This window comes from [Actinomadura] parvosata subsp. kistnae, from assembly GCF_900323885.1.
Classification (GTDB): Bacteria; Actinomycetota; Actinomycetes; order Streptosporangiales; family Streptosporangiaceae; genus Nonomuraea; species Nonomuraea composti.
On sequence record NZ_OOHJ01000017.1, the window covers coordinates 41,820 to 61,753 of the forward strand.

The following is a 19,934-nucleotide window of genomic DNA, read 5'->3' on the forward strand; positions in this document are numbered from 1 at the left end:
CGGACCCAAATTGGTTTAGACCACTGCAGGTCCCGCCGTGCGAATCACCGTTCTGGCGACACGTTTTGCGAGGTTCGAGTAAAGTGCCCGACTCGTCGGAGTAAATTCGTGCATTCTCTGGGGGCTGAGATGTCACATAAGCGGTCCGGCCTACTCTCCGGGCTCGTCACGGGCCTGCTCGCCGCACTCCTCTGCGCGGCCGGCCTGGGGGCGGCCATCCTCTTCCAGCAGCGCCTGCCGAGCGCCGTCATGTCCTTCGGGGGCGGGCTGCCCGTCTCGCTCGCGCTGTCGCTGCTGATCGCCGTCGTGGTGGCGCTCGCCATCGGCGCCGTCCGCCCGCGCAGCCTCGCCCTGCTCCCCTTCGCCGCCCTGTACGCAGGCGGCGCGGTGGCGGCCGGCCAGGTCACCGGCAAGGCCGTCATGGACGGCGCCGCCCTGCGCGCCCCCGGCCGCCCGGCCGGACTCGGGGACGTCACCCTGGACAACCTCAACGCCGGCCTCGGCGACGCGCTGTCGCTGTACCGGGGCACGCTGACGCAGACGTGGGCGGCCTGGCTGTGCATCGCCGTGGCGGCCGTGGCCGCCTTCGCCCTGGTCACCCTCCGGGTCGCCCGCGTACGCCGCGCACAACGCGCTCAGGAGGCCGCACAGGAGCCCGGGCAGGAGGCGGAGCCGGAGTACCGGGCCCCGTTCGAGCCCGCCCAGCAGCCCACCCCCAAGCCGACCGCCGACCTCTTCACCCCCCGCAACCCGGCCCGCGACTGACGCACACCCCGCCCACGCCGCCCTCACCACCGCACCACGCCGGCGGGCCGCTCAGCTCAGCACACCCGCGCCTACTCGACCTGTCCAGGCATGCTCGCTCGGCCCTGCCCCACCCACGTGCGGGCCGCGCCACGCGATCGGCCACCGCCTCGGCTCAGCGCCACACGGGGCCGGGTGACCACGACCACGGCCCACGTTGCGCGCGTCACGGCGGCCCGCCACCTCCACCGGAGGAGCGTCTCCCTGGACAGACCCCGGCCACGTGCGGCGGGCGGGCCTTGGGTGGCCTTGCCGTAAAAGAGACAAGTCCACCAACCCCCTACGGGGCGAGCATGTCTACGGTGAGGTTGGCCTCGGTGTTGGGGATGCCCAGGTCGGACGCCCGCTTGTCGGCCATGGCGAGCAGCCGCCGGATGCGCCCCGCGATGGCGTCCTTGGTCAGCGGCGGGTCGGCGATCTGCCCCAGCTCCTCCAGCGACGCCTGCTTGTGCTCCACCCGCAGCCGCCCCGCGACCACCAGGTGCTCCGGCGCCTCGTCGCCCAGGATCTCCAGCGCCCGCTGCACCCGCGCCCCCGCCGCCACCGCGGCCCGGGCCGAGCGGCGCAGGTTCGCGTCGTCGAAGTTGGCCAGCCGGTTGGCGGTGGCGCGCACCTCGCGGCGCATCCGCCGCTCCTCCCAGGCCAGCACGCTGTCGTGCGCGCCGAGCCGGGTGAGCAGCGCGCTGATCGCGTCGCCGTCGCGCACCACGACGCGGTCGACGCCGCGCACCTCGCGCGCCTTGGCGTGGATCTTCAGCCGCCGCGCCGAGCCCACCAGCGCGAGTGCCGCCTCCGGCCCCGGACAGGTGACCTCCAGCGACATGGAGCGGCCCGGCTCGGTGAGCGAGCCGTGCGCCAGGAAGGCGCCGCGCCAGGCCGCCTCGGCGTCGCAGGCCGCCCCCGCGACCACCTGGCGGGGCAGGCCGCGCACCGGGCGGCCGTGGTTGTCGATCAGGCCCGTCTGCCGGGCCAGCGCCTCACCGTCGCGGTAGACGCGCACCACGTAGCGGGAGCCCTTGCGCAGCCCGGCGGGCGCGAGCACGAGCACCTCCGCCTTGTGGCCGAACACCTCTCCGATGTCCTTGATCAGCCGCCGTGCGGTGGCGTTGGTGTCGAGCTCCGCCTCGATCACGATGCGCCCGCCCACCAGGTGCAGGCCGCTGGCGAACCGCAGCAACGTCGAGACCTCCGCCTTCCGGCAGCACGGCTTGAGCACCGGCAGACGGCTCAGCTCGTCTTTCACCACACCTGTCATCGCCATGCGTTAGTCCTCTCCCCCATTCAGACCGGCTCCTTCGAGTCTCTCGCACCTTCGCGCCACGCCGACCAGGATCAACGCTTCGAGAGGAAAATCTCGTCCAGGACGGAGGCAAGACGTCGTGGGTCATGCCTCGGCGAGCCGTCCGCGGCGGCGACGTCGGCCATGACGAGCCGGGCGCCGAGCGCGGCGGCGGCCTTGTCCAGCGCGTCGGGGTCGTCCACGACCCCGGTGTCGGCGAGCACGACGTCGATCGACATGTCGGGGGCGTGCTGCCGGAGCACTTCCAGGTGCTGCTGGGGGGAGAAGTCGTCGGTCTCGCCCGGCTGCGGGGCGAGGTTGAGCGTGACGAGCCGCCTGGCCCTGGTCGTGTGCAGCGCCCTGGCCAGCTCGGGCACCTTCAGGTGCGGCAGCACGCTGGTGAACCACGATCCGGGCCCGAACACGAGCCAGTCGGCCTCCAGCACCGCCGCGACCGCCTCGGGCCGCGCGGGCGGGTCTTCGGGCACGAGCGAGATCGCCTGCACCCGGCCGGGCGTCAGCGCGCACGCCACCTGCCCGCGGATGGTCGAGATGACGCCGTCGAGCTCCACCTCGGCGACGATGTCGAGCGGCACCGACGCCATCGGCAGCACCCGGCCGTGCGCGCCCAGCAGCCGGCCGACCCAGTCGAGCCCCGCCACGGGGTCGCCGAGCAGCTCCCACAGGGCGACGATGAGGAGGTTGCCCACGGCATGACCGTGCAGGTCGCCCTCGCTGCGGAAGCGGTGCTGGACGACCTCGCTCCAGGTGCTGCCCCACTCGTCGTCGCCGCACAGCGCGGCCAGCGCCATGCGCAGGTCGCCGGGCGGCAGCACGCCGAGCTCGCGGCGCAGGCGCCCGCTGGAGCCGCCGTCGTCGGCGACCGTGACCACGGCGGTCAACCGGTCGGTGACCATCCGTAATGCCGACAGGGACGCGTAGAGCCCGTGCCCGCCGCCCAGCGCCACGACCGACGGCCCGTACCCGGGCCCGGCGCACCGCGCCTCCGCGGCCTTCAGTGCATCGCCGCCCCCTACGGGAGGCGGCACGTCTTCCGAACGGCTCTCCACCGGACGCGGCGGAGCAGCTTCGAGGCTTTCATCGGTCACTCCCGCCCCACATCCCGGTGGCTCACCTGTACTTCCATGCCGCGGTCGCGCAGCCGGGCGGCCACCTGCTCGGCCATGGCCACGCTGCGGTGCTTGCCGCCCGTGCAGCCGACCGCCAGCGTCGCGTAGCTCTTGCCCTCGCGCGCGTATCCGGCGGCGACGACCTGCAGCACCTCCTCGTACGCGTCGAGGAACTCCTTGGCCCCCGGCTGCCCGAGCACGTAGTCGCTGACCGCCGGGTCGAGCCCGTTCATCGGCCGCAGCTCGGGCACCCAGTGCGGGTTGGGCAGGAACCGGCAGTCGACCACGAGGTCGGCGTCGACCGGCAGGCCGTACTTGAACCCGAAGGACACGACGTTGAGCCGCAGCCCGGGCCGGTCCTCGCCGCCGAAGTAGGCGACGATCTTGTTGCGCAGGTCGTGGACGTTGTGGGTGGAGGTGTCGATGACGAGGTCGGCGTTGGCGCGCACCTCACGCAGGATGCCCCGCTCGCGGGTGATCCCGTCGACGAGCCGGCCCTCGCCCTGCAGCGGGTGGGGCCTGCGCACGTTCTCGAACCTGCGCACCAGCTCCTCGTCACTGGCCTCCAGGAACACCACGCGCACGCGCACGCCGCGCCCCTCGAGCTCCTCGATGGCGGCGTTGAGGTCGGTGGTGAAGGCGAGGCTGCGCACGTCGACGACGGCGGCGACCTTGTCGGCGGCCAGCTTGACCTTGCCCGCCTCCTCCGCCATCGCGAACAGCAGCCCGGGCGGCAGGTTGTCGATGACGAACCAGCCCAGGTCCTCAAGCGCCTTGGCGGCGGTGCTGCGCCCCGCCCCGGACATGCCGGTGACGATGACGAACGCCGGCTCGGTGCTCATCGCCCCACCCAGGTACTTCCACTCGGACTTTGACCACCTTGGCATCCTGACGAGATCAAGGTGACTCTCCCTTCAGCGTCGACACGATGACCTCGGCGATGGACGGGCCGATGCCGGGAACCTCGCAGATTTCGGCGGCAGTGGCCTCGCGTAGCTTCTTCACGGAGCCGAAGTGCTTGAGCAGCGCCTGCCTGCGCGCCGGCCCGAGGCCGGGCACGCCGTCGAGCGCGCTCTCCTTCACCGTCTTGGACCTCTTGGAACGATGGTAGGTGATGGCGAACCTGTGTGCTTCGTCTCGGACCCGTTGCAGGAGGTAGAGACCCTCACTTGAACGAGGCATGATCACCGGCTGGTCGTCGCCGGGCAGCCACACCTCCTCCAGCCGCTTGGCCAGCCCGCACACCGACACGTCGTCGATGCCGAGCTCGTCGAGCGCCCGCTGCGCGGCGGCGGCCTGCGGGCCGGCGCCGTCGACGACGAGCAGGTTGGGCGGGTAGGCGAACTTGCGCGGCCGGCCCGTCTCGGGGTCGATCGGGCCGTGCGCGCCCTCGCCTTCCACGGCGCCCTCCGCGGCGTCCTCCGCGGCGTCCTCGGCGGTGCCGCCCTGGTCGGCGGCCAGCTCGCCGGTCGCGGAGCGTTCCTCCAGGTAGCGGCGGAACCGGCGCATGATCACCTCGTGGATCGAGGCGACGTCGCCCTCCTTGGTCTTGACGGCGAAGCGGCGGTATTCGCTCTTGCGCGCCAGGCCGTCCTCGAAGACCACCATGGAAGCCACGACGTTCTCGCCCTGGAGGTGGGAGACGTCGTAGCACTCGATGCGCAGCGGCGCCTGGTCGAGGCCGAGCGCGTCGGCGATCTCCTGCAGCGCCTTGCTGCGGGTGGTCAGGTCGCTCGCCCGGCGGATCTTGTGCTGGGCCAGCGACTCCTTGGCGTTGCGCTCGACGGTCTCCATGAGGGAGCGCTTGTCGCCGCGCTGCGGCACGCGTACCTCGACGCGGGCGCGCCGCTGCTCGGTGAGCAGCTCGGCGACGGCCTCGTGGTCGGGCGGCAGCGCGGGCACCAGCACCTCGCGCGGCATCGCGTCGGGGCTCGCCTCGGCGTACATCTGCAGCAGGAACTGCTCGACCAGCTCGCCGGGCGAGCTCTCCTCGACCTTGTCGACCACCCAGCCGCGCTGGCCGCGGATGCGCCCGCCGCGCACGTAGAAGACCTGGACGGCGGCTTCGAGCGGGTCTTCCGCCAGCGCGATCACGTCGGCGTCGGTGCCCTCGCCGAGCACCACGGCCTGCTTCTCCAGCGCCCGCTGCAACGCCTGGATGTCGTCGCGCAGCCGGGCCGCCCGCTCGTACTCCTGCTCGGCGGCGGCCTCGCGCATCTCCTTCTCCAGCCGCTTGATGAAGCGGCCGGTGTTGCCCGCCATGAAGTCGCAGAAGTCCTCGGCCAGCGCGCGGTGCTCGTCGGGGGTGACCCGGCCGACGCAGGGGGCCGAGCACTTGTCGATGTAGCCGAGCAGGCACGGCCGGCCGATCTGCCCGGCCCGCTTGAACACCCCGCTGCTGCACGTGCGCACCGGGAAGACCCGCAGCAGCAGGTCGACGGTCTCGCGGATGGCCCAGGCGTGGGAGTAGGGCCCGAAGTAACGGGTGCCCTTGCGCTTGGCTCCGCGCATGACCTGCACGCGCGGGAAGTCGTCGCCCATCGTCACTGCGAGGTAAGGGTAGGACTTGTCGTCGCGGTACTTGACGTTGAAGCGGGGGTCGAACTCCTTGATCCAGGAGTATTCGAGCTGCAGCGCCTCCACCTCGGTGCCGACGACCGTCCAGTCGACGTCGGCGGCGGTGGTCAGCATCGTCTGGGTGCGCGGGTGCAGGGCGGAGAAGTCGGCGAAGTAGGAATTGAGCCGCTGACGCAGGCTCTTGGCCTTGCCGACGTAGATCACCCTGCCGTGCGCGTCCCTGAACCGGTAGACCCCGGGGGACTCGGGGATGGAGCCCGGCTTCGGCCGGAAGCTCAAGGTGCTAGCCGCTGATCTCGCCACGCAATCAGCCTAGTAGCCCCTACCGACAAGGTCGCCCGCCGTACTCTTCGCGACCGTACGGCGGGCGCACCCCGGCTAGGCCAGCATGATCTGGTCGTTCTCCACCTTGATCTGCTGGGCGGCCAGCGGCTTCTCGGCCGGTCCGGCCGTGACGGAGCCGTCGGTGATGGCGAACTTGCTGTTGTGGCACGGGCACACGATCGCGTCGCCCTCGACGCTGCCGACCGGGCAGCCCTTGTGCGTGCAGATCGCGCTGAACGCCTTGAACTCCCCGGCCGTCGGCTGCGTCACCACGACCTTCTGGTCCTTGAAGACCGTGCCTCCGCCGACGGGGATGTCGGCGGTCTTGGCCAGCGCGCCGCCTGCCTGCGGTGCGCTGGACGCTGACGTGCTCGCGCCCGACTGCGGCGCGCTGGATTCCGCGCCGGATCCGGCGGTGGGTGCCGCGGTCGTCGCGGTGTCGGTGCCGCCGCTGCACGCGGTGAGCGCGAGCGCCAGGCCACCCGCTCCGACGCTTGCGAACACCGCCCTGCGACTCTGAAGGTCATCTGCCATGCAGCTCACCCAAGCGAACCAAGGTGAGAAAATCATGAGACCTTTCTCAGTCGATTCTGATCTTCTCACCGTCGCTCAGGCGCATCGGACCTGCTCACCGCCGGTCAGCCTCTGTCCGATCCGGCCGGCGCTCAGGCGAGCCTGATCTTCTCGCCGTCCACCTCGATCTGCTTCTCCTCAAGAGGAGAGCCCGCGGGGCCGTCCTGCACCGAGCCGTCGCTGATGCTGAACTTGCTGCCGTGGCAGGGGCAGTTGATCGTCTTGTTCGACACCGTGGCGACCGTGCAGCCCTGGTGCGTGCAGACCGCGCTGAACGCCTTGAACTCCCCGGCCGTCGGCTGCGTCACCACGACCTTCTGGCTCTTGAAGATCTTCCCGCCGCCCTCGGGGATGTCGCTGGTGTCGGCCAGCGCCTTGGCGCCCTTGGCCTCGCCCTTCTTCTTGGGCGCGTCAGACGACGGCTCCTCGGCCGCGGGTGCGTCGACCTCCGCGTCCGTGGTCGGCGAGCCGTAGCTCGCGCAGGCCGTCAGAACCGCCGCGAGCCCGGCGCTCCCGGCACCGAACACCACTGTCCGGCGCGTCGTTTCCGTCATGGTGCGTCCTCCCAGATTGGCTTTCACTTCAGGTACGGCCAGCGCCCTCGCGCCGGTTCAGCGTGCCCGAGGCCAATCCGGTTCACTACGCACTATTACCTGTTCAGGCCACCACGATCCCGTCGCCCTCGACCTTGACCTGGAACGAGGCGAGCGGCGCGGACGCCGGCCCCTTGGTGGCCTGCCCGCTGTCGGCGGCGAACTCGCTGCCGTGGCAGGCGCACCTGATGACGTTGTCCTTGGGAGTGGAGACCGTGCAGCCCTTGTGCGTGCACGACGCGCTGAACGCCTTGAAGACGCCCTTCGCGGGCTGCGTCACCACGACCTTCAGGTCCTCGATCAGCTTGCCGCCGCCCACGGGCACCTCGGCGGTCTTCGCCAGCACCTTGCCCTTGAGGCTCGGCTTGGCCTGCGCCCCGCCCGCGCCGCAGGCCGTCAGCGCCAGCCCGCATGCGGTCACTCCGGCCGTGCCCAGCAGCTCCCGACGTCCCAGCCCGGTTTCCGACATGGCTCCGCCCCCGATCGTGCGTGTTCGTCCGTGCTCGCACCCCGTGTCGCCTTTTGCCCCCCGTGGGTGCTGCCGTTACCAGCGTATTGACGCGACCCCCCGGTCCGGTCAGCGGGTGGTAGGCCGGTGGTCAGCGGGGCACCTCAGGCTTCCGGTCATGACTCTTTCGACCGAACGGCCGCCCGCCGCCCCCGCCTCCGAGCCCGCCCGTCCGCGCTGGTGGCGGCGGCCCTGGGTGGCGCCGCTGATGGTGGTGGCGGCCGCGTTCCTGGCGTTCTCGCTGCCGCCGTACCTGTCGCTGGACCCCGCGCAGTCGCGCGTGCCCGCTCCCGACTTCTTCCCGCCGCACTTCGTGGTGCTGTCCCTGCACGTGGTGTTCGGGTCGATCGCGATGATCACGTGCTGCCTGCAGATCTGGCCGTGGTTCCGCGCCCGTTTCCCGCGCGCGCACCGCAGGATCGGCCGCGTGTACGTGTTCGGCGGCTGCCTGCCGAGCGGGCTGCTGGGCCTGACGGTGGGGCTGGCGACGCCGTACGGGCCGGTCACCATGGCCAGCGACGTCATGCTGGCGCTGCTGTGGCTCGGCTGCACGCTGGCGGGATGGCGGATGGCCAGGCGGCGGCGGTTCGCCGATCACCGCCGGTGGATGGTGCGCAGCTTCGCCCTGACGATGTCCATCATCACCAACCGGCTCTACAGCGTGCTGTTCGTGATCCTGCTGGAGCCGCAGCTCGCGACCACGTTCCACGGCGACGTGTCCTTGTACGTGAGCACGGTGGCCGCGCTGGCCGCCTGGCTCGGCTGGACGCTGCCGCTGCTGGCCGCCGAGTGGTGGCTGGAGCGCACCGCCGCCGCCCGGCGCCGCCGGCGCACGTCCTGACGCCCGCCCGCCCCTCGGGGACGGGCGGGTGCCACGCGACGAGCCCGATCAGCCCGCTCAATGCGCTCGTGCGCTAGGTGCGCTAGGTGCGCTCAGCGCGCTCGCTGCGCTCAGTGCGGTCAGTGTGCGAGGATCTTGCGCAGGAACCGCCCCGTGTGGCTCTCATCCACCAGCGCGACCTCCTCCGGCGTGCCGCTGGCCACGAGCGTGCCGCCACGGGAGCCGCCCTCGGGCCCCATGTCGATGAGCCAGTCGGCGGTCTTGATGACGTCGAGGTTGTGCTCGATGACGATCACCGTGTTGCCGCCGTCGACCAGCCGCCCGAGCACGCCGAGCAGCCGCCGGATGTCCTCGAAGTGCAGCCCGGTGGTGGGCTCGTCGAGGACGTAGATCGTCCGGCCGGTCTGGCGCCGCTGCAGCTCGGAGGCGAGCTTGACGCGCTGCGCCTCACCGCCGGACAGGGTGGTGGCCGGCTGGCCGAGCCGCACGTAACCCAGGCCGACGTCGTTGAGGGTCTGCAGGTGCCGCTTGATCGCGGGAATCGCGTCGAAGAAGCCCAGGGCCTCCTCGATCGGCATGTCGAGCACCTCGGCGATCGTCTTGCCCTTGTAGTGGACCTCCAGTGTCTCCCGGTTGTAGCGGGCGCCGTGGCAGACCTCGCAGGGGACGTAGACGTCGGGCAGGAAGTTCATCTCGATCTTGATGGTGCCGTCGCCCGCGCACGCCTCGCAGCGCCCGCCCTTGACGTTGAAGCTGAAGCGCCCGGGCTGGTAGCCGCGCACCTTCGCCTCGGTCGTGGCCGCGAACAGCTTGCGCACGTGGTCGAAGACCCCGGTGTAGGTGGCCGGGTTGGAGCGCGGCGTGCGGCCGATCGGCGACTGGTCCACGTGGACGACCTTGTCCACTTGGTCCATGCCGTTGATCCGCGAGTGCCGCCCCGGCACCGTGCGCGCGCCGTTGAGCTCCTTGGCCAGCGCGTTGTAGAGGATGTCGTTGACCAGCGTCGACTTTCCGGACCCCGACACGCCCGTCACGGCCGTGAACAGGCCGAGGGGGAACTCGATGTCGACGCCCTTGAGGTTGTGCTCGCGCGCGCCCTTGACGGTGATCTGCCGCTTCTTGTCGCGCTTGCGGCGCTTGGCGGGGATCGGGATGCTCCTGCGTCCCGACAGGTACGCCCCCGTCAGCGACTCCTCGCTGGACAGCAGGTCCTGGACGGTGCCGGAGACCACGACCTGGCCGCCGTGCTCGCCCGCGCCCGGCCCGATGTCGACGACCCAGTCGGCCGCCGCGATCGTGTCCTCGTCGTGCTCGACGACGATCAGCGTGTTGCCCATGTCGCGCAGCCTGATCAGGGTGTCGAGCAGGCGCATGTTGTCGCGCTGGTGCAGGCCGATGGACGGCTCGTCCAGCACGTACAGGACGCCGACCAGGCCGGAGCCGATCTGCGTGGCCAGCCGGATGCGCTGCGCCTCGCCGCCCGCCAGGGTGGCGGCGGCGCGGTCCATCGTCAGGTAGTCGAGGCCGACGTCGAGCAGGAAGCCCATGCGGGCGTTGATCTCCTTGACCACCCGCTCGGCGATCTGCATGTCGCGGTCGGACAGCTTGAGCGCGGCCAGGAACTTGGCGCACTCGCCGATCGACATCGACGACACCTCGGCGATCGACTTGCCCGCCACCGTCACCGCGAGGCTGACCGGCTTGAGCCTGGCCCCCTTGCAGGCCGGGCACGGGATCTCGCGCATGTAGCCCTCGAAGCGCTCGCGCGCCGCGTCGCTCTCGGCCTCGGCGTGCCGGCGCTGCACCCACGGGATGACGCCGTCGTAGGTCGTGTAGTAGGAGCGCTGGCGGCCGTAGCGGTTGCTGTAGCGGACGTGCACCTGCTCGTCGTGGCCGTACAGCAGCGACTTCTGCGCCTTCTTCGACAGCCGGTCCCACGGCGTGTCGAGGGTGAACCCGACCGCGTGGCCGAGCGCCTCGATCAGCCGGGAGAAGTATTCGCTGGTGTGGCCGCCGGACCACGGGTGCAGGGCGCCGTCGCCGAGCGTGCGCTCGGGGTCGGGCACCACCAGGTCGGGGTCCACCTCCATCTTGGTGCCCAGGCCCGTGCACTCGGGGCAGGCGCCGAAGGGGGAGTTGAAGGAGAACGAGCGCGGCTCCATCTCCTCGAACGACAGGTCGTCGTAGGGGCAGTAGAGGTGCTCGGAGTAGAAGCGCTCACGGCCCGGGTCGTCTTCCGGCAGGTCGACGAACTCCAGCGTGATCGTGCCGCCCGACAGCTGCAACGCGGTCTCGACCGAGTCGGTGAGCCGGCGCCGCGCCGACTCCTTCACCGACAGGCGGTCGACGATGACCTCGATGTCGTGCTTCTCGTACTTCTTCAGCGTCGGCGGCTCCTCCAGCCGCACCACGGTGCCGTCGACCCTGGCCCTGGCGAAGCCCTTGGTCTGCAGCTCGCGGAACAGCTCGGCGTACTCGCCCTTGCGCTGCCTGATGACCGGCGCGAGCACCTGGAAGCGGGTGCCCTCCTCCAGCTCCATCACGCGGTCGACGATCTGCTGCGGCGACTGGCGGGCGATCGGCCGCGCGCACACCGGGCAGTGCGGCTTTCCGATGCGCGCCCACAGCAGCCGCAGGTAGTCGTAGACCTCGGTGATGGTGCCGACGGTCGAGCGAGGGTTCTTGCTGGTGGCCTTCTGGTCGATGGAGACGGCCGGCGAGAGCCCTTCGATGAAGTCGACGTCGGGCTTGTCCATCTGCCCGAGGAACTGGCGGGCGTACGCCGACAACGACTCGACGTAGCGCCGCTGGCCCTCAGCGAAGATCGTGTCGAAGGCCAGGCTCGACTTGCCCGAGCCGGACAGGCCGGTGAAGACGATCAGCGAGTCTCGCGGCAGGTCGAGCGAGACGTCCTTGAGGTTGTGTTCTCGTGCACCACGCACGATGAGGCGGTCTGCCACGGCGATCCCGGAAGTCGAAAGGCGGATAGGTCCACGGGGGATGGTAGACGGCGGCTCCGACAATTTCGGCGGCCCGCATCGCGGGCCGGCGAAAATCCGTCCCTCACAGGTTACGGCCAACTCCCCATAGGACGGAGCCCTTCAACATTCAACCTCGTGACCTGCGGTTTTATGCCCGCCCTGGCACCAGCCACCCTAGGTGGGAAAATCCGCAGGCATGACCGTCCTCCCTGCGTTGCAGGCCGAGCTCGCCGCGGCCACCAACCAGCTCCTGGCCACGGCCGCGTCCCTCTCCGACGCCGACGTCACCGCCCCCTCCCTCCTGCCCGGCTGGACGAGGGGTCACGTCCTGGCCCACCTCGCCAGGAACGCCGACTCCTCCATCAACCTCCTGACCTGGGCGAGAACCGGGGTCCGCACCCCCCAGTACCCCTCGTACGAGGCCAGGACCGCCGAGATCGAGGCCGCTCGCCGCCGTTCCGCGGCCCAGCTGCTCGCCGACGTCGAGGACGGGGCCGCCCGCTTCGCCGCCGCCGTCCGCGACCTGCCCGCCCACGCGTGGTCCGTCCAGGTGGAGGGCATGCGCCCGCCACCCCACCCCGCCTGGTACGTGCTCGTCCGCCGCCTGCGCGAGGTCGGCTTCCACCACGTGGACCTGGCCGCCGGATACGGCCCCGCGGACTGGCCCGCCTCGTTCGTCCGCAGGGAGCTGGCCGACTGCCGCCGCACCTGGCCCGCGGAGCCCGGCACCATCGGCCAGATCGTGCTCCGGGAGCACGACGCCGACGGCGGCGAGCGGGCCGAGGTGTGGCCCGGCCTCGGCCGCGGCCCGGCCGTGACCGGCACGCCACGCGACATGCTGGCCTGGCTCACCGGCAGGTCCAAGGGACAGGGGGTTAGTCTGTTGCCCGCGGGGCAGTCGCATGTGCCAGGTCCCGGGGGCGTCGATCTTCCAGTGCCGCCACCGTGGCTGTCGATGCCGGCCCCCGCTGATCTACCCGCGACGCCCCCGAAGGACTACCCATGACCTACACAGGTGACGTCCAGGTCGGCGGCCCCGCCGACGTGCGCGAGCTGCCCGCGCTGACGATCTGCAAGCTCGCCGTCGGCCCGTACGACAACAACGCCTATCTGCTGCGCTGCACCGAGACCGGCGAGAGCCTGCTCATCGACGCGGCGGCCGACGCCGACCGGCTGCTCGCCCTCATGGCCGACCAGCCCGTCTCCACGATCGTCACCACCCACCAGCACGGCGACCACTGGCAGGCCCTGGAGCAGGTGGCCAAGGTGACGGGCGCGCAGGTCGTCGCCCACCCGCTCGACGCCCCCGCCCTGCCCGTCCCTGTCGACCGCACGGTCGAGCACGGCGACACGATCACGGTCGGCGCGGTCACCCTGGAGGTCATCCACCTGCGGGGCCACACGCCCGGCTCGGTCGCCCTGCTGTACGACGGCGGCCCGGAAGCCGGCACCCACCTGTTCACCGGCGACTCCCTGTTCCCCGGCGGCGTCGGCAACACCCAGCAGGACCCCGAACGCTTCACCCGCCTCTACACGGACGTGGTGGAACGCATCTTCGACCGCCTCCCGGACGAGACGTGGGTGTACCCGGGCCACGGCAAGGACACCACCCTGGGCGTGGAACGCCCCGCCCTCCCAGAATGGAAGGCGAGGGGCTGGTAGCCCGTCCGCTGACGTGCGGCGCACCCCTCACGGGGCGGCGCCGCACGCATCTTCCTGCCTGAACGACACCACCGCCCTCAGTACGTTCCGCATCGGAACGCCTCGGGGTGGCGACGAGCTTCACCCGCAGGACGCCTCCCAGCCCGGGACCCCTCCCGAACCTTGCCCTTCGCGAGCAGGACACCTCCCGGCCGGAACGCCTCCCGCACCTCACCCTCGGAGAGCAGCGCCCTTCGCAGCCGAACACCTCGGGCAGGACACCTCTCGGGCAGGACACCTCTCGGGCAGGACACCTCTCGGGCAGGACACCTCTCGGGCAGGACACCTCTCGGGCAGGACACCTCTCGGGCAGGGCGCCTGGCGGGCAGGGCGCTTGACGATCGTCAACGCCGCTGACTACCACCGCTGCCGACTGCCGACGCCCTGACCGGCGAACCCGCCGACCGGCGACCCCGCTGCGCGGCGAGGTCGCGTACCGGCGTGGTCCGGATCACTGGCGGGCGGCCAGCACCCGCACGATCCGATCGGCCGCGAGGGCGGGATCGTCGGTCAGGCCGACGATCTCACCCCATGACCACCGGTAGAACCACCCCTCCGACAGGGGCACGCAGTCGACGGTCTCGGCCAGCATGTGCGTGTCGGGGTGGCTGATGCGCAACGCGGGCGGATGGGCCCGCAGCAGGGCGGTGAGCCCGCGTTGCTCAAGCTCGGTGGCCAGCTTGCCCAGATGGTACGTGCGCGTGTGCTCGCGCGGCGTGGCCGACATGGCTCCATCAAAGCCGAAGTATGACGAAAAATCCCGTCACTTACGGATCGGTTAGCCTTTGTAGTGCCCGATGCGCTCGGCTTCCCTGCGCTGCTCGCGCTTGTAGAACAGCACCCGCAACGGAATGGCCGCCACGAGCGCGATCTGCATGGTCGCCCCGATCTTGATGGGCAGGTCGCCCCCTTCGGGCCAGGCCACCCAGAACATCAGGAACGCCACGTTCACCATGATCCAGCCGAGGACGACGGCGGCGAGCTGCCCCTTCGGCTTCGGGTACTCGATGCGGCTGACCATCAGCCACGCCACGCCGAGCACGGCCAGCAGCGACCAGATGCTCGGCTGGAACAGCAGCACGATGGAGATCACGGTCATGGCGCCCATCGGGATGGGCAGGCCCATGAAGTCGCCGCTCTTGGTCTTGACGCAGGCGAACCTGGCCAGGCGTACGACACCGGCGACGAGCACGGCCGCCGCCGCGGCCAGCACCGCCGTGAACGGCACCTGCTGCGTGAACCCGCCCCAGATCACGACCATGAACGCGGGCGCGAACCCGAAGCTGATGACGTCGGCGAGGTTGTCGAGCTCGGCGCCCATCGCGGAGGCGCGGAAGCGCCGCGCGACGAGCCCGTCGAACAGGTCGCAGGTCGCGCCGATGAGCAGCAGCACGATCGCGGTCGCGAAGTAGCTCGGCGCCGGCGTGAACCGCCCGCCGTCGACCTGGAGCTGCTGGATGGCTGAGTAGGCCAGCACGCACACCGCGAGGAAGCCGCAGACGGCGTTGCCGAGGGAGAGCGAGTCGGCGGCGGACAGGCGGAACGCCTTGCCCACGGGGCCGCGCGGCTCCTCCTCTTCCGCCTGCCAGCTACCGGCGTCAGCCGCGGTCAATTCTGGTCACCCCCGCAACCGTCTTCTGCCCCACGGACACCGCGGGAGAGATCCCTTCGGGCAGGTAGATGTCGACCCGCGAGCCGAACCGGATGAGCCCGATCCGCTCGGCCTGCTCGACCTTGGCCCCGGCGCTCAGGTACGGCACGATCCGGCGCGCCACCGCGCCCGCGATCTGCACCATCTCGATGTCGCCCAGCGTGGTCTCGAAATGCCACACCACACGCTCGTTCTGGTCGCTGTCCTTGTTGAACGCCGGCAGGAACCCACCTGCCACATGCTGCACGGAGGTGACATTTCCCGCAAGAGGGGCACGGTTGACGTGCACGTTCAGCGGGCTCATGAAGATCGCGACCCGGGTGCGGCCGTCGGGCCACGGGTCGATGCTCTGCACCACGCCGTCGGCGGGCGACAGGATGCGGCCCTCTCCCGGCGTACGGTCGGGGTCGCGGAAGAACCAGAGCATGCCCCCGGTGAGCGCGCTCAGCGGCGCCGCCGCGAACGCCCAACGCCGGTCTCGGCGCGTCAGCAGAGCGGTGGCGGCCGCCGCGGCCGCCGTCGGGAGGAGCCACGGGGAGACCCCGCGCGCGAGCCTCATACGGCTCGGCTTAGCAGAATCGTCTGACACGAACAACCTTTGGTGGTGACTGGACTGGGCGCTTTGCCGTGATGTTACAGAACCCGCAACTATGACACGGCACAACTACACAAAGCAAAGCGCCTCGAAGCCCATTTCGCTAGACCTGCTCCGGGTGCGGCTCCTCGCCCTTGCGCGCGTCGATGCGGGCCTTGAGCAGGCTCGCCACTGTGGTGATGACCATGGTGGCGCCGATGACCGAGAGCGACACCCAGATGGGAATTTCGGGCGCCCAGGAGACATGGCTGGAGTGCAACGCCTCCAATACGAGCTTAACCCCGATGAACCCCAGGATGAACGCCAAACCGTAGCTGATGTAGACGAGCCGCTGCAGCAGACCGCCCAGCAGGAAGTAGAGCTGACGCAGCCCCATCAGGGCGAACGCGTTGGCCGTGAAGACGATGAAGGGGTCTTTGGTGAGCCCGAAGATCGCCGGAATCGAGTCGAGCGCGAACAGCAGGTCGGTGCTGCCGATGGCGACCATCACGATGAGCATCGGCGTCACCATGCGCCGGCCGTCGATCTTGACGGTGACCTTGGAGCCGACGTAGCCCTCGGTGGTCGGGAACGCCCGGCGCACCCACCGCAGCACGATGTTCTCGTTGAACTCCTCTTCCTCGCCCTTGAGGTGCTGGCGGACGATGTTGATCGCCGTGTAGACGAGGAAGGCGCCGAAGACGTAGAACAGCCAGCTGAACCGCTCGAGCGCCGCGGCGCCGAGCGCGATGAACAGGCCGCGCATGACGAGCGCGAGCAGGATGCCGACGAGCAGCACCTTGTGCTGGTACGCCTTCGGCACCGCGAACCGGCTCATGATGATGAAGAAGATGAACAGGTTGTCGACGCTGAGGCTGTACTCGGTGATGTAACCGGCGAAGAACTCCCCGGCTCGGTCACCTCCGGACGTGCCCCACAACAACAAACCGAACGCCACCGCGAGGATGACGTAAAAAGTCACCCAATATCCGGCCTGCCGCATGGAGAATTCACGTGCTTCTCCGCGGTCGACGATCCACAGGTCAACGGCGAGGACGACGAGGAGGCCGCCGATGACGGCGATCCAGGCCCACAGGGGTTCAGTCACAAAGACCCTCCGGCATGCATGCTTCAGCGCCGGAGGTCTCTCCCGCCCGCGGGTCTCCGCGGACCGGCAGCCCCGGGGGCCCCATGGAGCGGGGCGGCACCGTGATGACGAGGCTGTCGCGAAGGGATACTCCCCTCCCTAACCCAGGCAGTATATGAGAACGCATCCAGGCCGCGTAATCATCCTCCGGGCCTTACGCTCGGTACACCCCGAGCACGTTCGTCACGGCGTCGTCACTTCCGGGCATCTCCCGGCCGCGCCGCGTGGCCGCCTCAGCCAGCTTTTCCGCAGCTCCAGGGCTCTCCAGCACCTCACGTACCGCCTCACGAAACCTTTTCACGTCCCCGTACGGCACCAGGATCCCGGCGTCCCCCAGGATCTCAGGAATCCCTCCCACCTCGGAGGCGATGGCGGGCGTGCCGGTCATGAGCGCCTCCCTGAGCGTGAGCGGCTGCCCCTCCCACCGGCTCGGCATCAGCAACGCGACGGCCGCACCCAGCAGGTCCGGCACGTCGTCCCGGTTGCCCAGCAACACGACCGGCAGCCGCTCGGCATCGATCCTGCGCTGCAGCTCCCCCCGCAACGGCCCCTCACCGGCCACCACGAACAACGGCTCCCCCTCACGCCCCCGCTGCCCCCGCCCCGCGAGGTCTCAGGGCCGCCGCCCGGGAACGCTCCCACCGCACCTGGGGCTCCCACCGAAGCGTTCCCGTCAATCGGCCACGGCCCGGCCGCGACGTCGAGGAGCGTCTCCAGCCCCTTCTGCTGGGCCAGCCTGGCGACAGTGAGCAAGATCGGCCGATCCCCGGCCCCCAGCTCGTCCCTGACCTCCTGGGGCGTCCGACGGGCCGGCCGGGGCGCGGGCGCCGCCACCAGGGCCGCCCGCACGTCACGGGCCCCGAGCCGCCGCATCCGCTCGGCCAGGTCCGGCGAGACGGTCAGCACGTGCCCGGCCCGCCGCGCCACGATGCGCTCCAGCACGCCGTACACCAGCCCGACGAACCCGCCCGCGGTCAGCGCGTTGTGCAGGGTCACGACCGGCCCGCGCCGCCCGAGCGCCGCCAGCGCCCCGGCCCGCAGCCCGTGGGCGTGCACGACGTCGGCGCCCCGGGTCAGCCGCCGGATGGCGAGCACCGCCCGCAGGTCGTTCACAGGATGCGGCCGGTCGGAGACGGCCACCTCTGCGAACCTGGCCCCCGCGCCGCCGAACGAGAACTGCTCCTCGACGCTGCGCGGCCCGACCACGAGCACCTGGTGCCCCCGCCGTACGAGCCCCTCCACGAGCATCAGCACATGCCGCCCGGTGCCGCCGGACGTCGTGCCCAGCACGAAAGCCACCCGCACGCCCCGCTCCCTCCTCGTCCCGTCACCCACGATCCTGCCCACGCACTGATGAGCACCCCACCGGCGAGCACCCCGCCGACAAGCCGCCCGCCACTCCCCGGACGCCGCCAAAGCCCCGGCCGACCGAATAACCCGTCACTCGGCCCCCCCACGCCCGAACCACTCAGGCGCCTGAACAACCCCGCACCCGAACCACTTTGGCGCCCGACCAACCCGCGCCCGAACCACACGGACGCCCGAACAACCCCGCGCCCGAACCACACGGGCGCCTGAACAACCTGCCGCCCCAACAACTGAGCCCCTCTGACGCCACCGAAGAAGACCTCAGTCCCGCGCGAGGAAACCTCAGCCACCCCTCCGCAACAACCCGGTCACCACCTCGGCGTCCCCCCGATCCACCAGAGCCACGACCGCCCGCCCACGACCAGCGCGACCACCGCGCCCAGCACCGCGGCCCCACGTTCCCCCACACCCGCTCACATCGAGCATCGCCACCGCCCCGCCCCGCCACAAACCCGAGCCCCCTCCGCCGACCGCCGCCCCCCGGCCCTGACGAGCCCGGCCACGGCCGCACGGCCGCGCGCCCGCGCCACCGACCACAGCAGCATGCCGCCGCCCACGCTCATGCCCACGCTCATCCCGAGCGCCATCCCGCCGATCTTCCATTCAGCAGGCAGCACCAGCACGAAGACGACCTGGGCGACGATCACGACGCCCCACCCGGTCACGGTGCCCACGGCGGCCGCGCGCCCCCGCCCCGCCGCGTACAGCACCCGGCTGAGGTGCGCGATAAGCCCGTAGCCGACCAGCCCGGGCGTGAACAGCGCGATGGCCGCCGCCAGCTCCCCCGGCGGCACCTCGCTCTTGCCGGCCAGGAACACCACCGCGCCGGGCCCCGACGCGGCGGCCAGCACCCCGGCGGCCAGCCCCGACACCAGCACGACCGCCCGGGTGGTGCGCGCCGCCAGCGCCGCGAACGCCTCGGGATCGCCCGCCTGGGCCGACAGCCGGGGGAACGCGCTGGTGGCGATGGGCACGGCGAGCACCGCGTACGGCACCAGGTAGATCGCCCACGCGTAGTTGTAGACGGTGATGGCGCCGTTGCCGATCGCGTGGTTCGACAGCACCAGCACCACGATCATGGCGGCCTGCTGGGCCAGCAGCCCCGCGATGCCCGCCACGGCGAGCCTGCGCACCTGCCCGGCCAACCCGTCGGGGAAGCGTAACGTGGGCCGCCACCGCAGCCCCAGCCGCGCCACGGGCCCGATCACGGCCAGCACCAGCGACAGCACGCCCAGGCTGGTGCCCACCGACAGCGCCAGCTCCGCGGGCCGCGGCACCGCCCCCGGGTCGATCCTGCCCGCGCTGAGCGGCACGAACAGCAGGTAGGCGACGATCACCACGATGCTGGACACCAGGGGCGCGACCGCGGGCCCGGTGAAGCGCTGGTGCGACTGCAGCACGCCGTAGAGCACGACGGCCACGCCGTACAGGGGGATCTGGGGGGCGAAGACGACCAGCATGCGGGTGGCGACCGCGCTCACGTCGGCGACCTCGCACCCTTTGACGGCCTCGCCGAAGAACAGCCCGACGATCGGCCCGGCGAACAGCGCGAGCAGCACGCCCAGCGGCACGAGCACGACCAGCACCCACGTGAGCAGCGCCGAGCCGATCCGCCCGGCCCGCTCGCGCGCGCCCTCGTCGGCCGCGCCGGCCAGGACGGGGACGACCAGGCCGGCCAGCGCGCCCCCGGCCACGACCTCGAAGACGATGTTGGGGATCTGGTTGGCCGTCATGTAGGCCGTGGACAGGCAGTTGGTGCCGACGGTGCCGGCGAAGGCGTACTGCTTGGCGAAGCCGATGACGCGCGCCAGCACGGTGATCGCCCCGATGAGCATCGCGCCGCCCGCGACGCCCCGCGCCGTCACCGCTTTCACCCGGCCTCC

The 19,934-nt window shown here is 71.1% G+C and carries 19 protein-coding genes; 4 read left to right on the forward strand and 15 right to left on the reverse strand.

The genetic code is table 11. The annotated features are described in order from the left end of the window. Positions 1 to 129: 129 nt before the first annotated feature. Positions 130 to 765 carry a hypothetical protein gene (locus tag KIS93_RS20100; protein ID WP_080037063.1) on the forward strand — a complete coding sequence of 212 codons (636 nt, stop codon included), beginning with the start codon at positions 130 to 132 and terminating at the stop codon, positions 763 to 765. 319 nt (positions 766 to 1,084) lie between these two features. On the opposite strand, the gene whiA is transcribed toward KIS93_RS20100, so the two are convergent. From whiA to KIS93_RS20135, 7 genes are all read right to left on the reverse strand, one after another. Next, positions 1,085 to 2,065: a DNA-binding protein WhiA gene (gene whiA / locus KIS93_RS20105; RefSeq protein ID WP_026214667.1), complete on the reverse strand. Its 981-nt coding sequence runs from the start codon at positions 2,063 to 2,065 to the stop codon at positions 1,085 to 1,087. Positions 2,066 to 2,136: 71 nt separating this feature from the next. Beyond that, entirely contained in the window at positions 2,137 to 3,000 is an 864-nt protein-coding gene (locus tag KIS93_RS20110) for a gluconeogenesis factor YvcK family protein (protein WP_230466449.1), read from the reverse strand. A 188-nt stretch (positions 3,001 to 3,188) separates the two neighbouring features. Then, positions 3,189 to 4,055, reverse strand: a complete 867-nt coding sequence (gene rapZ / locus KIS93_RS20115) for an RNase adapter RapZ (RefSeq protein WP_080037062.1) — start codon at positions 4,053 to 4,055, stop codon at positions 3,189 to 3,191. Between the two features lie 55 nt (positions 4,056 to 4,110). Beyond that, a complete protein-coding gene (gene uvrC / locus KIS93_RS20120; RefSeq protein ID WP_080037061.1) occupies positions 4,111 to 6,069 on the reverse strand; it encodes an excinuclease ABC subunit UvrC in 1,959 nt (652 codons plus the stop codon). A gap of 99 nt (positions 6,070 to 6,168) precedes the next feature. Next, on the reverse strand, positions 6,169 to 6,618 hold the full coding sequence (locus tag KIS93_RS20125; protein WP_230466009.1) for a Rieske (2Fe-2S) protein: 450 nt from the start codon (positions 6,616 to 6,618) through the stop codon (positions 6,169 to 6,171). A 161-nt stretch (positions 6,619 to 6,779) separates the two neighbouring features. After that, positions 6,780 to 7,241: a Rieske (2Fe-2S) protein gene (locus KIS93_RS20130; RefSeq protein ID WP_080037059.1), complete on the reverse strand. Its 462-nt coding sequence runs from the start codon at positions 7,239 to 7,241 to the stop codon at positions 6,780 to 6,782. A 103-nt stretch (positions 7,242 to 7,344) separates the two neighbouring features. Continuing rightward, entirely contained in the window at positions 7,345 to 7,749 is a 405-nt protein-coding gene (locus KIS93_RS20135; protein WP_080037058.1) for a Rieske (2Fe-2S) protein, read from the reverse strand. Between the two features lie 157 nt (positions 7,750 to 7,906). Here KIS93_RS20135 and KIS93_RS20140 point away from each other — a divergent pair, with 157 nt between their 5' ends. Beyond that, a complete protein-coding gene (locus KIS93_RS20140; RefSeq protein WP_080037057.1) occupies positions 7,907 to 8,629 on the forward strand; it encodes a DUF2306 domain-containing protein in 723 nt (240 codons plus the stop codon). A gap of 119 nt (positions 8,630 to 8,748) precedes the next feature. On the opposite strand, the gene uvrA is transcribed toward KIS93_RS20140, so the two are convergent. Further along, a complete protein-coding gene (uvrA, locus tag KIS93_RS20145) occupies positions 8,749 to 11,589 on the reverse strand; it encodes an excinuclease ABC subunit UvrA (protein WP_080037056.1) in 2,841 nt (946 codons plus the stop codon). A gap of 217 nt (positions 11,590 to 11,806) precedes the next feature. On the opposite strand from uvrA, the gene KIS93_RS20150 reads away from it, so the two are divergent. Both KIS93_RS20150 and KIS93_RS20155 read left to right on the forward strand, forming a co-directional pair. Next, positions 11,807 to 12,616: a maleylpyruvate isomerase family mycothiol-dependent enzyme gene (locus KIS93_RS20150; RefSeq protein WP_080037055.1), complete on the forward strand. Its 810-nt coding sequence runs from the start codon at positions 11,807 to 11,809 to the stop codon at positions 12,614 to 12,616. Beyond that, the gene (locus tag KIS93_RS20155) at positions 12,613 to 13,272 is read left to right on the forward strand and encodes an MBL fold metallo-hydrolase (protein WP_080037054.1); all 660 of its coding nucleotides are present in this window, start codon (positions 12,613 to 12,615) and stop codon (positions 13,270 to 13,272) included. The genes KIS93_RS20150 and KIS93_RS20155 overlap by 4 nt, the downstream gene beginning before the upstream one ends. A gap of 490 nt (positions 13,273 to 13,762) precedes the next feature. On the opposite strand, the gene KIS93_RS20160 is transcribed toward KIS93_RS20155, so the two are convergent. The 7 genes from KIS93_RS20160 to murJ all read right to left on the reverse strand — a co-directional run bounded on the left by KIS93_RS20160 (position 13,763) and on the right by murJ (position 19,925). Continuing rightward, a complete protein-coding gene (locus KIS93_RS20160) occupies positions 13,763 to 14,038 on the reverse strand; it encodes a hypothetical protein (RefSeq protein WP_080037053.1) in 276 nt (91 codons plus the stop codon). Positions 14,039 to 14,089: 51 nt separating this feature from the next. After that, complete coding sequence (gene pssA, locus KIS93_RS20165; RefSeq protein WP_080037052.1) at positions 14,090 to 14,923, reverse strand: CDP-diacylglycerol--serine O-phosphatidyltransferase; 834 nt, start codon at positions 14,921 to 14,923, stop codon at positions 14,090 to 14,092. Then, positions 14,910 to 15,521: a phosphatidylserine decarboxylase gene (locus tag KIS93_RS20170; RefSeq protein ID WP_080037051.1), complete on the reverse strand. Its 612-nt coding sequence runs from the start codon at positions 15,519 to 15,521 to the stop codon at positions 14,910 to 14,912. Before KIS93_RS20170 ends, pssA begins: the two co-directional genes overlap by 14 nt. Positions 15,522 to 15,660: 139 nt before the next feature. Beyond that, complete coding sequence (locus tag KIS93_RS20175; protein WP_080037050.1) at positions 15,661 to 16,644, reverse strand: TerC family protein; 984 nt, start codon at positions 16,642 to 16,644, stop codon at positions 15,661 to 15,663. A 193-nt stretch (positions 16,645 to 16,837) separates the two neighbouring features. Continuing rightward, positions 16,838 to 17,227 (reverse strand): glycosyltransferase family 4 protein, encoded by a 390-nt coding sequence (locus tag KIS93_RS65460; protein WP_246005332.1) that lies wholly within the window; start codon positions 17,225 to 17,227, stop codon positions 16,838 to 16,840. Beyond that, positions 17,119 to 17,988: a glycosyltransferase gene (locus tag KIS93_RS20180; protein ID WP_246005333.1), complete on the reverse strand. Its 870-nt coding sequence runs from the start codon at positions 17,986 to 17,988 to the stop codon at positions 17,119 to 17,121. The genes KIS93_RS65460 and KIS93_RS20180 overlap by 109 nt, the downstream gene beginning before the upstream one ends. A 476-nt stretch (positions 17,989 to 18,464) precedes the next feature. After that, positions 18,465 to 19,925, reverse strand: a complete 1,461-nt coding sequence (gene murJ, locus KIS93_RS20185) for a murein biosynthesis integral membrane protein MurJ (RefSeq protein WP_281261975.1) — start codon at positions 19,923 to 19,925, stop codon at positions 18,465 to 18,467. Between the last annotated feature and the right edge of the window lie 9 nt (positions 19,926 to 19,934).